This window comes from Pseudomonas sp. LB1P83 (assembly GCF_054897885.1).
On record NZ_CM142709.1, the window covers coordinates 704,027 to 721,286 of the forward strand.

General features: G+C 60.2%; 15 protein-coding genes. 10 read left to right on the forward strand and 5 right to left on the reverse strand.

Annotated features, from left to right (window positions below):
- Nucleotides 1–10: 10 nt before the first annotated feature.
- From ACYZTY_RS03055 to hisC, 7 genes are all read left to right on the forward strand, one after another.
- Complete coding sequence (locus ACYZTY_RS03055) at nt 11–667, forward strand: MlaC/ttg2D family ABC transporter substrate-binding protein (protein WP_461957248.1); 657 nt, start codon at nt 11–13, stop codon at nt 665–667.
- Nucleotides 664–969 (forward strand): STAS domain-containing protein, encoded by a 306-nt coding sequence (locus ACYZTY_RS03060; RefSeq protein ID WP_461957249.1) that lies wholly within the window; start codon nt 664–666, stop codon nt 967–969. Before ACYZTY_RS03055 ends, ACYZTY_RS03060 begins: the two co-directional genes overlap by 4 nt.
- A 114-nt stretch (nt 970–1,083) precedes the next feature.
- Nucleotides 1,084–1,323 carry a BolA family protein gene (locus tag ACYZTY_RS03065; protein WP_007912386.1) on the forward strand — a complete coding sequence of 80 codons (240 nt, stop codon included), beginning with the start codon at nt 1,084–1,086 and terminating at the stop codon, nt 1,321–1,323.
- Between the two features lie 22 nt (nt 1,324–1,345).
- Nucleotides 1,346–2,611: a UDP-N-acetylglucosamine 1-carboxyvinyltransferase gene (murA, locus tag ACYZTY_RS03070; RefSeq protein WP_131061197.1), complete on the forward strand. Its 1,266-nt coding sequence runs from the start codon at nt 1,346–1,348 to the stop codon at nt 2,609–2,611.
- A 128-nt stretch (nt 2,612–2,739) separates the two neighbouring features.
- Nucleotides 2,740–3,375 carry an ATP phosphoribosyltransferase gene (hisG, locus tag ACYZTY_RS03075; RefSeq protein WP_007901570.1) on the forward strand — a complete coding sequence of 212 codons (636 nt, stop codon included), beginning with the start codon at nt 2,740–2,742 and terminating at the stop codon, nt 3,373–3,375.
- A gap of 125 nt (nt 3,376–3,500) precedes the next feature.
- Entirely contained in the window at nt 3,501–4,838 is a 1,338-nt protein-coding gene (gene hisD / locus ACYZTY_RS03080; RefSeq protein WP_461957250.1) for a histidinol dehydrogenase, read from the forward strand.
- A 2-nt stretch (nt 4,839–4,840) separates the two neighbouring features.
- Nucleotides 4,841–5,893 (forward strand): histidinol-phosphate transaminase, encoded by a 1,053-nt coding sequence (hisC, locus tag ACYZTY_RS03085; protein ID WP_461957251.1) that lies wholly within the window; start codon nt 4,841–4,843, stop codon nt 5,891–5,893.
- A gap of 105 nt (nt 5,894–5,998) precedes the next feature.
- Here the strand turns inward: hisC and ACYZTY_RS03090 are convergent, their stop codons facing one another.
- The 3 genes from ACYZTY_RS03090 to algW all read right to left on the reverse strand — a co-directional run bounded on the left by ACYZTY_RS03090 (nt 5,999) and on the right by algW (nt 10,083).
- The gene (locus ACYZTY_RS03090; RefSeq protein WP_461957252.1) at nt 5,999–6,718 is read right to left on the reverse strand and encodes a DUF4198 domain-containing protein; all 720 of its coding nucleotides are present in this window, start codon (nt 6,716–6,718) and stop codon (nt 5,999–6,001) included.
- Between the two features lie 12 nt (nt 6,719–6,730).
- A complete protein-coding gene (locus ACYZTY_RS03095) occupies nt 6,731–8,836 on the reverse strand; it encodes a TonB-dependent siderophore receptor (protein WP_461957253.1) in 2,106 nt (701 codons plus the stop codon).
- Nucleotides 8,837–8,922: 86 nt separating this feature from the next.
- Entirely contained in the window at nt 8,923–10,083 is a 1,161-nt protein-coding gene (gene algW / locus ACYZTY_RS03100) for a Do family serine endopeptidase AlgW (RefSeq protein WP_131061192.1), read from the reverse strand.
- A gap of 102 nt (nt 10,084–10,185) precedes the next feature.
- On the opposite strand from algW, the gene ACYZTY_RS03105 reads away from it, so the two are divergent.
- The 3 genes from ACYZTY_RS03105 (at nt 10,186) to cysN (ending at nt 14,020) form a co-directional block, all read left to right on the forward strand.
- On the forward strand, nt 10,186–10,944 hold the full coding sequence (locus tag ACYZTY_RS03105) for a Nif3-like dinuclear metal center hexameric protein (RefSeq protein ID WP_461957254.1): 759 nt from the start codon (nt 10,186–10,188) through the stop codon (nt 10,942–10,944).
- Nucleotides 10,945–11,194: 250 nt separating this feature from the next.
- Nucleotides 11,195–12,112, forward strand: coding sequence for a sulfate adenylyltransferase subunit CysD (gene cysD / locus ACYZTY_RS03110; RefSeq protein ID WP_090175435.1), 918 nt, complete (start codon nt 11,195–11,197; stop codon nt 12,110–12,112).
- A 9-nt stretch (nt 12,113–12,121) separates the two neighbouring features.
- Complete coding sequence (cysN, locus tag ACYZTY_RS03115; protein ID WP_461957255.1) at nt 12,122–14,020, forward strand: sulfate adenylyltransferase subunit CysN; 1,899 nt, start codon at nt 12,122–12,124, stop codon at nt 14,018–14,020.
- A gap of 178 nt (nt 14,021–14,198) precedes the next feature.
- On the opposite strand, the gene ACYZTY_RS03120 is transcribed toward cysN, so the two are convergent.
- Both ACYZTY_RS03120 and pta read right to left on the reverse strand, forming a co-directional pair.
- A complete protein-coding gene (locus tag ACYZTY_RS03120; RefSeq protein WP_461957256.1) occupies nt 14,199–15,101 on the reverse strand; it encodes an acyltransferase in 903 nt (300 codons plus the stop codon).
- A complete protein-coding gene (pta, locus tag ACYZTY_RS03125; protein WP_461957257.1) occupies nt 15,102–17,201 on the reverse strand; it encodes a phosphate acetyltransferase in 2,100 nt (699 codons plus the stop codon). It lies immediately after the preceding gene.
- Between the last annotated feature and the right edge of the window lie 59 nt (nt 17,202–17,260).

Here is a 17,260-nt window from a genome sequence, read left to right on the forward strand (position 1 = left end):
GAGCTTTTGAATGATCTCTACCTTGCGACGTGGCCTGTTGGTATTACTCTCGGCCCTGCCGCTGATGGCTAACGCCGTGGCAGCGCCCTCAGCGCACGAAATCGTGCAGGACACCACCACTCGGTTGCTGGCCGACCTGGCGGCCAACAAAGAGAAGTACAAGCAGGACCCGCAAGACTTTTACACGGCGCTGAACACCATCGTCGGGCCGGTCGTGGATGCCGAGGGCATTTCCAAAAGCATCATGACGGTCAAGTACTCACGCAAAGCCACGCCTGCGCAGATGAAAACCTTTGAAGAAAACTTCAAAAAGGGTCTGTTCCAGTTCTATGGTAACGCCTTGCTCGAGTACAACAATCAGGGCATCACCGTCGATCCTGCCAAGGATGAGTCGGGAGACCGTACCAGCGTTGCCATGACGGTCAAAGGCACCAACGGCTCGATCTATCCCGTGTCGTACACACTTGAGAAGATCAATGGCGAGTGGAAACTGCGCAACGTGATCATCAACGGTATCAACATCGGCAAGCTTTTCCGCGATCAGTTCGCTGATGCGATGCAGCGCAATGGCAATGACCTGGACAAGACCATCAACGGTTGGGCCGGGGAAGTCGCCAAGGCCAAGGAAGCCAGCAAGAGTCAAACCCCTGAGAAGCAAGCCCAATGAGTGTGTCGGCCATTCGCATGAGCGAAACCGGCGAGCTGCGACTCAGTGGCATGCTGGATTACCGCACCGGCCCTGGTCTGCGCAAGCAGGGGCAGGCGTTGATCAAGTCCAGCCAGGCTGCCGAAGTGGTGGTCGATTGTTCGGCAGTGTTGAAGTCCAGCAGCGTGGGCTTGTCCCTGCTGCTGTGCTTTATGCGCGATGCACAGGCGGCCGGCAAGGCGCTGACCATCCGCGGGATGCCAGAAGACATGCGCGAAATCGCTCAGGTCAGTGAATTGACCGAGCTGTTGGCGCATCCCTAACCAGCATCTATAAAGAAGCCCCCCGTCAGAGTCCTGCTTCGCGGGGTTCGCAGGCGCGGGGCTTTTTTGTATGATGTCCGACCCGCGCGCACAGGGCGCCGATTGAGGTTGAGCATGCAGGCCGTAGAAGTGAAGAGCTTCCTTGAAGGAAAGCTGCCCGGAACGTTGGTAGAAGTTGAGGGCGAAGGCTGCAATTTCCAGCTGAACGTGATTAGCGATGAACTGGCGGCGTTGAGCCCGGTGAAGCGTCAGCAGCAGATCTATGCCCATTTGAACCCATGGATCACCGATGGCAGCATCCATGCGGTCACTATGAAATTTTTCAGCAGCGCGGCCTGGGCCGAGCGCACCTGAGCCCAAGGGCGTCGAGATTCTTATGGATAAATTGATTATTACTGGCGGCGTTCGTCTTGATGGCGAAATCCGCATCTCCGGGGCAAAGAACTCTGCCCTGCCGATCCTGGCTGCAACCCTGCTGTGCGATGGCCCGGTAACCGTTGCCAACCTGCCGCACCTGCACGACATCACCACCATGATCGAGCTGTTCGGTCGCATGGGCATCGAGCCGGTGATCGACGAGAAGCTCAGCGTCGAAATCGACCCGCGTACCATCAAGACCCTGATCGCACCGTACGAACTGGTGAAAACCATGCGTGCGTCGATCTTGGTGCTGGGGCCGATGGTTGCTCGTTTCGGTGAAGCCGAAGTCGCACTGCCTGGCGGTTGCGCCATTGGCTCGCGTCCGGTTGACCTGCACATCCGTGGTCTCGAAGCCATGGGCGCGGTCATCGACGTCGAAGGCGGCTACATCAAGGCCAAGGCGCCAGAAGGCGGCCTGCGCGGTGCGCACTTTTTCTTCGACACCGTCAGCGTAACCGGTACCGAAAACATCATGATGGCCGCCGCTCTGGCCAAGGGCCGCAGTGTTCTGGCCAACGCCGCGCGCGAGCCTGAAGTCGTCGACCTGGCGAACTTCCTGATCGCCATGGGTGCCAAGATCACTGGCGCCGGCACCGACACCATCACCATCGATGGCGTTGAGCGTCTGCACCCGACCACTTACAAAGTGATGCCGGACCGTATCGAAACCGGGACTTACCTGGTCGCCGCTGCCGTGACCGGCGGTCGTGTGAAGGTCAAGGACACCGATCCGACGATCCTCGAAGCCGTTCTGGAAAAGCTTCGCGAGTCGGGTGCTGAAATCACCTGCGGCGAAGACTGGATCGAGCTGAATATGCACGGCAAGCGGCCGAAAGCCGTCAACGTGCGGACCGCTCCGTACCCGGCGTTCCCGACGGACATGCAAGCGCAGTTCATCTCCCTCAACGCCATTGCCGAAGGCACGGGCGCAGTGATCGAGACGATCTTCGAAAACCGCTTCATGCACGTTTACGAACTGCACCGCATGGGCGCTCACATTCAGGTCGAGGGCAACACGGCCATCGTCACCGGCATCGAGAAACTCAAGGGCGCGCCAGTCATGGCCACCGACCTGCGTGCCTCGGCCAGCCTGGTGATCTCGGCGCTGATCGCCGAAGGCGACACCCTGATCGACCGCATCTACCACATCGACCGTGGTTACGAGTGCATCGAAGAGAAGCTGCAGATGCTGGGCGCCAAGATCCGCCGCGTACCGGGCTAGTTCCTGCTGCATGGGCACAGGGACGTGCCCGTTGAATTCGTTTCAAGTCGAGCCGGTTACCGGCTCGATGTGTGTCCGGCGCCGTTTGCGACCGGGCATCAGTAGCCTGATAAGGACTGACGTTTCCCATGTTGACCATCGCACTGTCCAAGGGCCGCATCCTTGACGACACCCTGCCGCTTCTGGCTGAAGCGGGCATCGTGCCGACCGAGAATCCGGACAAGAGCCGCAAGCTGATCATCCCCACGACCCAGGCCGACGTGCGTCTGCTGATCGTACGCGCCACCGATGTGCCGACCTACGTCGAGCATGGTGCCGCGGACCTGGGCGTCGCCGGTAAAGATGTGCTGATGGAATATGGCGGCCAGGGTCTGTACGAGCCTCTGGACCTGCGAATTGCCCTGTGCAAGCTGATGACTGCCGGCCGTGTCGGTGACGTCGAGCCCAAGGGCCGCCTGCGCGTTGCGACCAAGTTCGTCAACGTTGCCAAGCGTTACTACGCCGAGCAGGGCCGTCAGGTCGACATCATCAAGCTTTACGGCTCGATGGAGCTGGCGCCGCTGATCGGTCTGGCGGACAAGATCATCGACGTGGTCGACACCGGTAACACCTTGCGTGCCAATGGCCTGGAACCCCAGGATTTCATTGCCGACATCAGCTCCCGGCTGATCGTCAACAAAGCTTCGATGAAAATGCAGCACGCCCGTATCCAGGCGTTGATCGACACCCTGCGCAAGGCAGTGGAGTCTCGACACCGCGGCTGATTCACCCGCGCGACGTTAAGTCGCGCCCGTCTATCCGCCTCATAGCCAGAATTCTCAGGTGCCCAAGCGGATCGAATGTTAGCTTCGGGCGCCTGAGTTTTTGCCAATCCTATGAGGCTCTCGCTATGACCGCACTGACTGCAATTCGCCGACTCAACGCTGCTGACCCGGATTTCGCGCATCATCTGGATCATCTGCTGAGCTGGGAAAGTGTGTCTGACGACTCGGTCAATCAGCGAGTGCTCGACATCATCAAAGCCGTGCGCGAGCGTGGCGATGCGGCGCTGGTGGACTTCACCCGGCAGTTCGACGGCCTGGACGTTGCGTCCATGGCGGATCTGATCCTGCCGCGCGAGCGCCTGGAGCTGGCCCTGACCCGGATCACCGTGCCTCAGCGCGAAGCGCTGGAAAAAGCTGCGTCCCGAGTCCGCAGCTACCACGAAAAACAAAAGCAGGACTCCTGGAGCTACACCGAAGCAGACGGCACGGTGCTGGGCCAGAAGGTCACGCCGCTGGATCGCGCCGGCCTGTACGTCCCGGGCGGCAAGGCGTCGTACCCATCTTCGGTGCTGATGAACGCGATTCCGGCCAAGGTCGCCGGTGTGACCGAAGTGGTCATGGTGGTGCCGACCCCGCGCGGTGAAATCAATGAGCTGGTGCTGGCCGCGGCCTGCATCGCCGGAGTCGACCGCGTCTTCACCATTGGCGGCGCGCAAGCGGTTGCCGCATTGGCTTACGGCACTGAAAGCGTGCCGAAAGTCGACAAGGTGGTTGGCCCGGGCAACATCTATGTCGCCACCGCCAAGCGCCACGTGTTCGGCCAGGTCGGCATCGACATGATCGCTGGCCCGTCGGAAATCCTCGTGGTCTGCGACGGCCACACCGATCCGGACTGGATCGCCATGGACCTGTTCTCCCAGGCCGAGCACGACGAAGACGCTCAGGCGATTCTGGTCAGCCCGGACGCCGAGTTCCTCGACAAGGTCGCCGCCAGCATCGCCAAACTGCTGCCGACCATGGAGCGCGCCGAGATCATCGAAACCTCGATCAATGGCCGTGGCGCGTTGATCAAGGTTCGCGACATGGAACAAGCCATCGAAGTGGCCAACCGCATTGCGCCGGAGCACCTGGAGTTGTCGGTCGCCGATCCGCAAGCCTGGCTGCCGCTGATCCGTCACGCGGGCGCGATCTTCATGGGCCGTCACACCTCCGAAGCCCTGGGCGATTACTGCGCCGGTCCCAACCACGTACTGCCGACCTCCGGCACCGCGCGGTTCTCTTCACCGCTGGGTGTGTACGATTTCCAGAAACGCTCGTCGATCATCTTCTGCTCCGAGCAGGGTGCGTCCGAACTGGGCAAAACCGCTTCCGTGCTGGCCCGTGGCGAGTCGCTGACCGCGCACGCGCGGAGCGCCGAATACCGCATCCTTAACGAAGACTCTTCACAAGGGCAGGGGAACTGAACATGAGTAAATTCTGGAGCTCGTTCGTCAAGGATCTGGTGCCTTACGTGCCGGGCGAGCAGCCGAAACTGGCGAAACTGGTGAAGCTCAACACCAACGAAAACCCGTACGGCCCATCGCCAAAAGCCTTGGCGGCGATGCAAACCGAATTGAACGATAACTTGCGTCTGTACCCGGACCCGAACAGCGATCTGCTGAAAAACGCGGTGGCTGCGTATTACGGCGTGAAGGCCAATCAGGTGTTCCTCGGCAACGGTTCCGATGAAGTCCTGGCGCACATCTTCCACGGTTTGCTCCAACACGATAAACCGTTGCTGTTTCCGGACATCAGCTACAGCTTCTATCCGGTCTACTGCGGGTTGTATGGCATCAAGTTCGACGCGGTGCCGCTGGACGAGCAGTTCCAGATCAACCCGGCGGACTACGCCAAGCCAAACGGCGGGATCATTTTCCCAAACCCGAACGCGCCAACCGGTTGCCTGTTGGCGCTGGACGCGGTGGAGCAAATCCTCAAGACCAGCCCGGATTCGGTGGTCGTGGTGGACGAGGCTTACATCGACTTTGGCGGCGAGACGGCGATCACGTTGGTGGACCGTTATCCGAACCTGCTGGTGACTCAGACCCTGTCCAAGTCCCGTTCGCTGGCTGGCCTGCGGGTAGGGTTGGCGGTTGGGCATCCGGATTTGATCGAGGCGCTGGAGCGGATCAAGAACAGCTTCAACTCCTATCCGCTGGATCGTATGGCGAATGTAGGGGCTGCGGCGGCGTTCGAGGATCGCGAGTACTTCGACAAGACCTGCCGGTTGGTCATCGAGCATCGTGAGTGGGTCGTTGCGCAACTGGAAGGGAAGGGCTTTGAAGTGCTGCCGTCGGCGGCTAACTTCATTTTCGCTCGTCATCCGAAGCATGATGCTGCAGAGTTGGCGGCGAAGTTGCGCGAGCAAGGTGTGATCGTCCGGCACTTCAAGCAGGAGCGGATCGCGCAGTTCTTGCGGATCTCCATCGGCACACCTGAACAGAATCAGGCGCTGATCGACGGCCTCGGCGACCTGTAAACCTGTGGGAGCGAGCCTGCTCGCGATGAGGCCATAACATTCAACATTGATTTTGAATGCTAAACCGCTATCGCGAGCAGGCTCACTCCCACAAGGATTTTTGGGTTACTCGTGATGCGGTTCGCCGAGGAACGTCAGTGAGCTGAACACCCCGCGCGTCGCCACATCCGGATTGTCCTTCAGCACAATCTCCATCTGCGCCGAAATCACATTCAACCCCTCATTACGCACCACCACCTGCGCCCGGCCTTCCTTATCCGTCTCGGTACTCAACGTATTCGGCGCGCTGCGATAGTCGCCAGTCAATTTCACCCCCGCCGCCGGTTTCCCATCCAGAAGCACCCGCACTGGCAGCAACTTGCCCGGCCCGACCGTCAACGGATCAACCTCCGGCAGAATCAGCAGTTTCATCTGATCAAGCTTTGGCAACTTCGCCCCGGGCTGATAAATCGCCAGGCTGTATTTGAAGGTCTGCGTCGATTCGATGGCTCCCGGTACTTTGCTGCGGCCTTCGTTGATCCATTTTTTATCCGCTGTCTGCGACCACATGCCGTTGTCCAGCGCCACCGCCATCACGGCGGGCGGCTTCAGCGGCTGCAGGCGCGCGTGATCGGCCAGGCGCTGCACGGTCACCGGGATCATTTTGCCGTTGACGTCATACGCCCAGGCGCCGCTGATTTTCTGCGACTTGAAGGCGTTGTCTTCGGCGCCGTGGCCGTAAATCACTTCGATGTTGCCGCGACGTTGTTCGGTCCAGAGGCCATGGGCCGAGACATGGGATGCGAATAGCAGGCCGAGCAGTGCCAGGGGTTTGAGGTGTTGCATGGGGACTTCCTTTTACAGATTGAGTGTGAGGCTGACGGTGAAATTGCGCGGCTCGCCGGGGTTGACCCAGTAATTGCTGTACGAACGCTCGTAGTATTTCTCGTCGAAAAGGTTGTTCAGGTTCAGGCCGACGGTGACGTTTTCACTGGCCTTGTAATGGGCCAGCAGGTCGACGGTGCGGTAGGCCGGCAGCTCGAAATCGCTGCCGGATTCGCCCGAGCGATCGCCGACGTAAGTGAACGCCGCGCCGACGTCGGAACCGCGCAAATGGCCATTCTGAAATTCATAAACGCCTAGCAAACTGCCGCTGCGTTTGGCGACGCCGAGGATTCGGCTGCCGGTGGGAATAACTTTGTCGCCCTGGGTGACCTCGGCGTCGATGTAGGCGAAGGCACCGATCACCCGCACGGCGTCGGTCACTTGCCCGGTGACTTGCAGGTCGAATCCCTGACTGCGGGCCTTGCCCATGGCGCGGCTGGTGTCCGTGCCCGGGTCGAGTGCGAGGACGTTTTCCTTTTCGATATGGAAGACGGCGAGGGTGGTGCTCAAGCGGTCGTCGAACAGCTCGCTCTTGATCCCGATTTCGTAACCGACACCTTCTTCCGGGGCGAAGGATTTGCCGCCAGCATCCAGGCCGTTGTTCGGTTTGAACGAGGTTGAGGCGTTGGTGAACAGCCCGACTTCGGGTGTGAGCTGATAGAGCAGGCCGGCCCGCTGGGTCAACGCATCGTGGCTCTGGCGGCTGGTGGCGCCACGGCTGTGATCGTCGATGCTTTGCTCAAAGTGTTCGAAGCGTGCACCGAGCATGCCGCGCAGTTTGTCGGTGAAGACGATCTGATCCTGCAGGTTCAGCGCCTGGCTTTCGACGTGTTCAAACAAATCAGTGCCGGAGCGCGTGCCGTTGGGTTTTGGCTGGCCGTAGACCGGCTGATAAATGTCGATGGCGTAGGGGCCGCCGGCAATGGTGGTGACCCGTTCGTTTTTGCGGAAGTTCTCGTACTCGGTGCCAATCAGCAGTTCGTGCTGCCAGCTGCCGAGGTCGAACAGACCGCGCAATTCGAGTTGGGTGATGCTGTCGTGCCAGTTCGTATCGCGCTCGCGATAACGTCGATTGAGCGTGTGGCCATCGGCATTCAGCGGGCGGTTTTCCGAGGCGTAACCCCAGAGTTTGCCTTCTTTGTAATGGCTGGCCAGGCGCAGTTTCCAACTGTCGTTGAGATGGTGTTCGAGCGTGGCTTGCAGCAGGTTGTTGTGGTTATCGATGTTGCCGTCATTGGGTTCACCGAGGAAGGTCGAACGAGAAACGCCGCTCCACGTGTTGTTCGGCGCGACGATGCCGCGATCAAACGTGGAGCTGTGACGGACGAATTCGCTCTCCACCAAGAGGCTGGTGTCAGGGTTCAGTTGCCAACTGAAGGAGGGGGCGACGAACACTCGCTGGCTGTCTACGTGATCGCGGAAGCTGTGGTTGTCCTCGACGGCCAGGTTGATTCGAGACAGCACCTTGGCGTCGTCATCCAGCGGCGTGTTGACGTCCAGCGCGGTGCGGTAACGATCCCAACTGCCAGCGCTGGTTTGCAGGGTGGTGAAGGCTTCGGGCTGGGGTTTCTTGGTGACGATATTGACCGTGCCGCCCGGATCGCCACGTCCATAGAGACTGGCGGCGGGGCCTTTGAGCACTTCGATGCGCTCGATGTTGGCCACGTCCGGCGTACTCGGGTAACCCCGGTTGGCGCTGAAGCCATCCTTGTAGAACTCCGACGTGGTGAAGCCGCGCACGCTGTATTCGTAAAGTGTCAGGCCGCCGAAGTTGTTTTGCTTCGACACACCGCCGGCAAAATCCAGGGCACGCTCGACGCTGGTGCTGCCCAGGTCGTTGAGCACGCTGACGGGAATGACGCTGATGGATTGTGGAATATCGCGAATGGCGGTGTCGGTTTTGGTCGCGCTGGAAGAACGCGTAGCGCGGTAACCCGTGACCGGGCCGGTGGGGGATTCGTAGTCGGAGGTGACGCTGATCGCCTCCAGTTCGAGGGTGCCGGACGCTTCGGCGAAGACCGGATCCCCCAGCAGGCCGAGGGCAAGACTTGCCACAGAAGCCATTGTTCGAGACGACATGTTATGTTGTTCCAATAGTGATATTGAAACAATATAACATGCCTAATGAGAATGTCTTCTATTAGCTCGAGAGCCTCGGGCTAGCGTCAGTTTTCTTCTTTCTCTTTAACCGGCGCCGGTGGCGGACGCAAGCCGATTTCAGCCGTGAGTTTCAGCTCCTTGCCGTTGCGCATCACCTGAATCGTGACCTTGTCGGTCGGTTTGATCCGCGCGACCTGGTTCATCGAACGACGACCATCGCCGGCCGGTTCGCCGTCGATGCTGAGAATCACGTCACCCAGTTGCAGGCCGGCCTTCTGCGCCGGGCCGTCACGGAAAATCCCCGCGACCACAATACCCGGGCGCCCCGACAGACCAAACGATTCCGCCAGTTCCTGGGTCAACGGCTGCACTTCAATGCCCAGCCAACCGCGAATCACCTGGCCGTGTTCGATGATCGACTTCATCACTTCCATGGCCAGTTTGACCGGAATCGCAAAACCGATGCCCTGCGAGCCACCGGACTTGGAGAAGATCGCGGTGTTGATGCCGGTCAGGTTGCCGTTGGCATCCACCAGTGCGCCACCGGAGTTGCCAGGGTTGATCGCAGCGTCGGTCTGGATGAAGTCTTCGTAGTTGTTCAGGCCCAACTGGTTACGCCCGGTGGCGCTGATGATGCCCATGGTCACGGTCTGGCCGACGCCGAACGGGTTGCCGATGGCCAGCGCGACGTCACCGATGCGGATGTTGTCGGAGCGGCCGACGGTGATCGACGGCAGGTTTTTCAGATCGATCTTCAGGACCGCGAGGTCGGTTTCCGGATCGCTGCCGATTACGCGGGCCAGGGTTTCACGACCATCCTTGAGTGCGACCACAATCTGGTCGGCGCCGCTGGTGACGTGGTTGTTGGTCAGCAAGTAGCCTTCCGGGCTCATGATCACGCCCGAACCCAGGCTCGACTCCATGCGCTTCTGCTTGGGCGAGTTGTCGCCGAAGAAGCGGCGGAACTGCGGGTCTTCGAACAATGGATGGTTTGGTTTGTTGATGACTTTGGTGGTGTACAGGTTCACCACCGACGGCGCAGCTATGGTCACTGCGTCGGCATAGGACACCGGACCCTGTTGCGCGGTGGTGCTTTGCGGCGCTTGCTGCAGGTTGACGTCGAGACTCGGCAGCCCGACCCACTCCGGAAAACGCTGGATGATCAGTAAAGCGATAAGCACGCCGGCCAACAGCGGCCAGCCGGAAAAACGCAGCGCCTTGAGCATTAAGCACGTCCTGAAAGGTTGCAGGCGGTATGAGACCGCCCATAATGTCGCGCATTATACGAGGCGCAGCTCGCCTCTGAACGGGATATTTAGGAGTCTTTTATGGCCGTCGCCTTGAGTACCCTGGTCGAAGAAGCCGACCGTTACCTTAACAGTGCCAGGATTGCCGATTACTGCCCCAACGGCTTGCAGGTCGAAGGCCGGCCGCAGGTGATGCGCATCGTCAGTGGCGTCACCGCCAGCCAGGCATTGCTGGACGCCGCCGTCGAAGCCCAGGCCGATCTGGTGCTGGTGCACCACGGCTATTTCTGGAAGGGCGAGAACCCGTGCATCACCGGCATGAAGCAGCGTCGGTTGAAAACCCTGCTCAAGCACGACATCAGCCTGCTGTCCTATCACTTGCCGCTGGATCTGCACCCGGAAGTCGGTAACAACGTGCAGTTGGCGCGTCAGCTCGAGATCACGGTCGAAGGCCCGCTGGACCCGGACAACCTCAAAGTTGTCGGTCTGGTCGGCTCGTTGAGCGAACCGATGACGCCCCGGGATTTCGCCCGTCGTGTGCAGGAAGTCATGGGCCGCGAGCCCCTGCTGATTGAAGGCAGCGAGATGATTCGCCGCGTGGGCTGGTGCACCGGTGGCGGCCAGGGTTACATCGATCAGGCGGTGCTGGCCGGTGTCGACCTGTACCTCAGCGGCGAAGCCTCCGAGCAGACCTTCCACAGCGCCCGGGAAAACGACATCAGCTTCATCGCCGCCGGCCATCACGCCACCGAGCGTTACGGTGTGCAGGCGCTGGGCGATTACCTGGCCCGCCGGTTTGCCCTTGAGCACATCTTCATCGATTGCCCGAATCCGATCTGAAATCACCGCAAATCCACTGTGGGAGTGAGCCTGCTCGCGATAGCGGTGTGTCAGCCACATAAGTGTTGGATGTGCCGTAGCCATCGCGAGCAGGCTCACTCCCACAGGACCGCGTACACCCGAACAGGCAGGTATATTCATATACCCTTTCGATCTAGCTGGCGTCCTGATTAGAAGAGGTCGCTGTGCTAGGATTCTCCGCTCGAACACGGCCCGCTGGCCGTCCATAAGATCGTTTTCGTGAGTAGCCATGGTCGACAAACTGACGCATCTGAAACAGCTGGAGGCCGAAAGCATCCACATCATCCGCGAGGTCGCCGCCGAGTTCGATAACCCGGTGATGCTGTACTCCGTCGGTAAAGACTCCGCCGTGATGCTGCACCTTGCGCGCAAGGCATTCTTCCCGGGCAAGCTGCCGTTCCCGGTGATGCACGTCGACACCCGGTGGAAGTTCAAGGAAATGTACGCGTTCCGCGACCGCATGGTCGAAGAACTCGGCCTTGACCTGATCGTGCACGTGAACCCCGATGGCGTCGCGCAGGGCATCAACCCGCTGACCCACGGCAGTGCCAAGCACACCGACATCATGAAAACCGAAGGCCTGAAACAAGCCCTCGACAAGTACGGTTTCGACGCCGCTTTCGGTGGTGCTCGCCGCGACGAAGAGAAGTCTCGCGCCAAAGAGCGCGTGTATTCCTTCCGCGACACCAAGCACCGCTGGGACCCGAAAAACCAGCGTCCAGAGCTGTGGAACGTCTACAACGGCAACGTCAACAAGGGCGAATCGATTCGCGTGTTCCCGTTGTCGAACTGGACCGAGCTGGACATCTGGCAGTACATCTACCTCGAAGGCATCCCGATTGTGCCGCTGTATTTCGCCGCCGAGCGCGACGTCATCGAGATGAATGGCACCTGGATCATGATCGACGACGAACGCCTGCTCAATCATTTGAGCGATGAAGACAAGGCGCGCATCGTCAAGAAGAAGGTCCGCTTCCGTACACTCGGCGACTACCCGCTGACCGGTGCGGTCGAGTCCGAGGCCACCAGCCTGACCGACATCATTCAGGAAATGCTCCTGACGCGAACTTCCGAACGCCAGGGCCGGGTCATCGACCACGATGGCGCAGGCTCGATGGAAGAAAAGAAACGTCAGGGTTATTTCTAAGGGGTTGTCATGTCGCACGCATCTGATTTGATCAGCGAGGACATCCTCGCCTACCTGGGCCAGCACGAACGCAAGGAAATGCTGCGCTTTCTGACCTGTGGCAACGTCGACGACGGCAAGAGCACCCTGATCGGGCGCCTGCTGCACGACTCCAAGATGATCTACGAAGATCACCTGGAAGCCATCACCCGCGACTCGAAAAAAGTCGGCACCACCGGCGAAGACATCGACCTGGCATTGCTGGTCGACGGCCTGCAGGCCGAGCGTGAACAAGGCATCACCATCGATGTCGCGTACCGCTATTTCTCCACGGCCAAGCGCAAATTCATCATCGCCGACACCCCTGGCCATGAGCAGTACACCCGCAACATGGCCACCGGTGCGTCCACCTGTGACCTGGCGATCATCCTGGTCGACGCCCGCTACGGCGTGCAGACCCAGACACGTCGCCACAGCTTCATCGCCTCGTTGCTGGGCATCAAGCACATCGTGGTTGCCATCAACAAGATGGACCTCAACGGCTTCGACGAAACCGTCTTCGAGTCGATCAAGGCCGATTACCTGAAGTTCGCCGAAGGCATCGCCTTCAAGCCGACCACCATGGCCTTCGTGCCGATGTCGGCGCTCAAGGGCGACAACGTGGTGAACAAGTCCGAGCGCTCGCCGTGGTACACCGGCCAGTCGCTGATGGAGATTCTCGAGACTGTCGAGATCGCCAACGACCGCAACTACACCGACCTGCGTTTCCCGGTGCAGTACGTCAACCGTCCGAACCTGAACTTCCGTGGTTTCGCCGGCACCCTGGCCAGCGGCGTCGTGCACAAGGGCGACGAAGTCGTTGTGCTGCCGTCGGGCAAGAGCAGCCGTGTGAAATCCATTGTCACCTTCGAAGGTGAGCTGGAACACGCCGGTCCAGGTCAAGCGGTGACGCTGACCATGGAAGACGAGATCGACATCTCCCGCGGTGACTTGTTGGTGCACGCCGACAACCTGCCGCAAGTGACTGACGCCTTCGACGCCATGCTGGTGTGGATGGCCGAAGAACCGATGCTGCCGGGCAAGAAATACGACATCAAGCGCGCCACGAGTTATGTGCCGGGTTCGATCACCAGCATCGTCAACCGTGTTGACGTGAACACCTTGGAAGAAGGTCCGGCCAGTGCGCTGCAACTGAACGAGATCGGTCGGGTCAAGGTCAGCCTCGACGCCGCCATCGCGCTGGACGGTTACGCGAGCAACCGCACCACCGGTTCGTTCATCGTCATCGACCGTTTGACCAACGGCACCGTTGCCGCCGGGATGATCATCGCTCAGCCGTTGAGCCATGGCAGCAGCACGCACCACGGCAAACTGGCGCACGTTGCCACCGAAGAACGCGCTCAGCGTTTCGGCCAGCAACCGGCCACCGTGTTGTTCAGCGGCTTGTCGGGCGCGGGCAAAAGCACCCTGGCCTATGCGGTTGAACGCAAGCTGTTCGACATGGGCCGTGCGGTGTTCGTACTCGATGGCCAGAACCTGCGTCACGACCTGAACAAAGGTCTGCCACAGGATCGCGCCGGGCGTACCGAGAACTGGCGCCGTGCCGCGCACGTTGCGCGTCAGTTCAACGAAGCCGGTCTGGTGACCCTGGCGGCGTTTGTCGCGCCGAGTGCTGAAGGGCGTGAGCAGGCCAAGGATTTGATCGGCAAAGAGCGTCTGCTGACGGTCTACGTCCAGGCCTCGCCGACTGTGTGTGCCGAGCGTGATCCGCAAGGCCTGTACGCGGCGGCCGGGGATAACATTCCGGGCGATTCCTTCCCGTACGACGTGCCGCTGGACGCCGACCTCGTGGTCGACACCCAGTCGCTGTCGCTGGAAGAAAGCGTCAAGCAAGTGCTGGATCTGCTGCGTACGCGTGGCGCGATCTAAGCGTTAGCCGTTAATAAAAAACCCGCCGATGAGTGATCATCGGCGGGTTTTTTGTGTCCGGGAGAATGCCTTCGCGGGCAAGCCTCGCTCCTACGGATTTGCATCGTGCCACATGCCGCGATCCCCCCATCCTGTAGGAGCGAGGCTTGCCCGCGAAGAGGCCGGAACAGGCACCTGACTACTTGGACGGATACTCCCGATGCATCTGCGTCAACAACGCATCCTTGTCTTCCCACAACTGATTGATCCACCCCTGAAACTGCAATCGATACTCCCCATCCTGGTCGTAGTTCTTGCCAATGAACTGCGGTGGAATCTTCAACTCCTGAAAGTGCACCACCACGTCAGCAACGTTCCCGCAGAGCAAATCCCAATACCCCGGACGCCCGCCCGGATAGTGAATCGTCACGTTGACGATCGACTCAAGCTGTTCACCCATCGCATCCAGCACAAACGCAATGCCGCCAGCCTTGGGCTTGAGCAGGTACTTGAACGGTGATTTCTGCTGCGCATGTTTGCCTTCAGTGAAGCGCGTGCCTTCGACAAAATTGAAAATCCCCACCGGGTTGTTGCGGAACTTGTCGCACGTCTTGCGGGTGGTTTCCAGATCCTTGCCTTTCTTCTCCGGATGCTTTTCCAGATAGGCCTTGGAATAACGTTTCATGAAAGGAAAACCGAGCGCCCACCAGGCCAGGCCAATCACCGGTACCCAGATCAGTTCCTGTTTAAGGAAGAACTTCAGCGGCTGGATGCGACGGTTGAGCACGTACTGCAACACCATGATGTCGACCCAGCTCTGGTGGTTGCTGGTGATCAGGTACGAGTGTTGATAATCCAGCCCTTGCAGGCCGCTGAGGTGCCATCGGGTGCGGCAGACCAGGTTCATCCAGGCTTTGTTGTTGCTGATCCAGGCTTCATGGGTATGGCTCATCAACCAGAGCGTGAAACGCTGGGTGAGGGCGAAGGGCAATACCTTGAAGATCGCCACGCAGAACAGGAACGAGCACAGCACAATGGTGTTTAGCGCCAATAGCAGCGAGGCGATTACGCCGCGCACGGGTGCAGGTAGAAAAGCCAGCATTTAAAGATCCATAGGTCGGTTGGCAGCTTGAATCGCGGTCAACGCGATGGTGTACACGATGTCATCGACTTGCGCGCCGCGCGGCAGGTCGTTCACCGGTTTGCGCAGGCCTTGCAGCATCGGCCCGAGGCTGACGCAATCGGCACTGCGCTGCACGGCTTTGTGCGTGGTGTTGCCAGTGTTCAGATCAGGGAACACAAACACCGTGGCGCGACCGGCGACCTGGCTGTTCGGCGCCAGTTGCCTGGCCACGGTTTCATTGGCGGCGGCGTCGTACTGCAACGGGCCGTCGATCAGCAGCGAGTTCTGCTGTTCGTGGGCGAGCAACGTGGCTTCGCGAACTTTCTCGACTTCTTCGCCGCTGGCCGATTCTCCGCTGGAGTAACTGATCATCGCCACGCGCGGGATGATGCCAAACGCTGCCGCCGAGTCAGCGCTTTGCAGGGCGATCTCGGCCAGTTCGCTGGCGCTCGGGTGCGGGTTCATCACGCAGTCGCCGTAGACCAGCACTTCTTCCGGAAACAGCATGAAGAACACCGACGACACCAACGTGCAGCCCGGCGCGGTTTTAATCAGCTGCAAGGCCGGTCGGATGGTGTTGGCGGTGGAGTGGATGACCCCGGACACGAGGCCGTCGACCTCATCCAGCGCCAGCATCATGGTGCCGATCACCACGGTGTCCTCCAGTTGCTGCTCGGCCATGGGGGCGTTGAGGCTTTTGCTTTTGCGCAGCGCAACCATCGGTTCGACGTAGCGCTCGCGAATCAGGTCCGGATCGAGAATCTCCAGCCCCGGCGGCAACTCGATACCTTGAGCGCGGGCCACGGCTTCGACGTCTTCCGGTTTCGCCAGCAACACGCACCGAGCGATGCCCCGCGCCTGACAGATCGCCGCCGCTTGCACGGTCAGCGGCTCGCTGCCTTCAGGCAGGACAATGCGCTTGTTGGCGGCCTGGGCGCGCTGGATCAGTTGATAGCGGAACACCGCAGGCGACAGGCGCATTTCGCGCGGCGTACCGCAACGCTGGTGCAGCCAGTCGGCATCCAGATGGCTGGCGACGAAGTCGGTGATGATCTCCGCACGCTCGCGGTCGTCGATCGGGATTTCCTTGTTCAAACCGTTCAACTGGTTGGCGGTGTCGTAGGAGCCGGTGCTCACCGACAACACCGGCAAGCCCGCCTGCAACGCGCCGCGGCACAGGTCCATGATGCGCGGGTCGGGCAGGGTGTCGCTGGTCAGCAACAGGCCAGCCAGCGGCACGCCGTTCATGGCGGCAAGGCTGACGGCGAGGATGATGTCGTCGCGGTCGCCGGGCGTCACCACCAGCACGCCGGGCTTGAGCAGCTCAACGGTGTTGCGCATGGTGCGGGCGCAGATGATGATTTTGGTCATGCGCCGGGTTTCGTAATCACCGGCATTGAGAATTTGTGCGCCCATCAGGTCGGCCACGTCGCGGGTGCGCGGCGCGTTTAATTCCGGCTGGAAAGGAATGCAGCCGAGCAAGCGGAAATCACCGCTGCGCAGCAACGGCGAATGCTCTTTCAGGCGCGAGGCGAAGGCTTCCATGCTTTCTTCGGTCTTGACCTTGTTGAGGATCACGCCGAGGACTTTCGGGTCTTTTGGACCGCCAAACAATTGCGCCTGCAATTCCACCCGGCCCGACAGCTCGGTCAGCACTTCGTTTTCCGGCGCCGAGACCAGGATCACTTCGGCATCGAGGCTCTTGGCCAAATGCAGATTGACCCGGGCGGCGTAGCTGGCGCTACGGGTCGGGACCATGCCTTCGACGATCAGCACGTCCTTGCCGATGGCGGCTTGCTGATAAAGGGTGATGATTTCTTCGAGCAGCTCATCCAGCTGACCGTCGCCGAGCATGCGCTCGACGTGAGCCAGGCCGAGTGGCTGAGGCGGTTTCAAACCGTGAGTGCGCGCCACCAGTTCGGTGGAACGTTCCGGGCCGGTGTCACCCGGATGCGGCTGGGCAATCGGTTTGAAAAAGCCGACTTTGAGGCCGGCTCGCTCAAGGGTGCGCACCAGCCCGAGGCTGATGGAGGTCAGACCCACACCAAAATCGGTGGGCGCGATAAAAAAAGTTTGCATGCGGATTCTCTGGAGGTGCATGGCAGTGGTGAAGACCTATGACTGGCCGTCTACCGAAA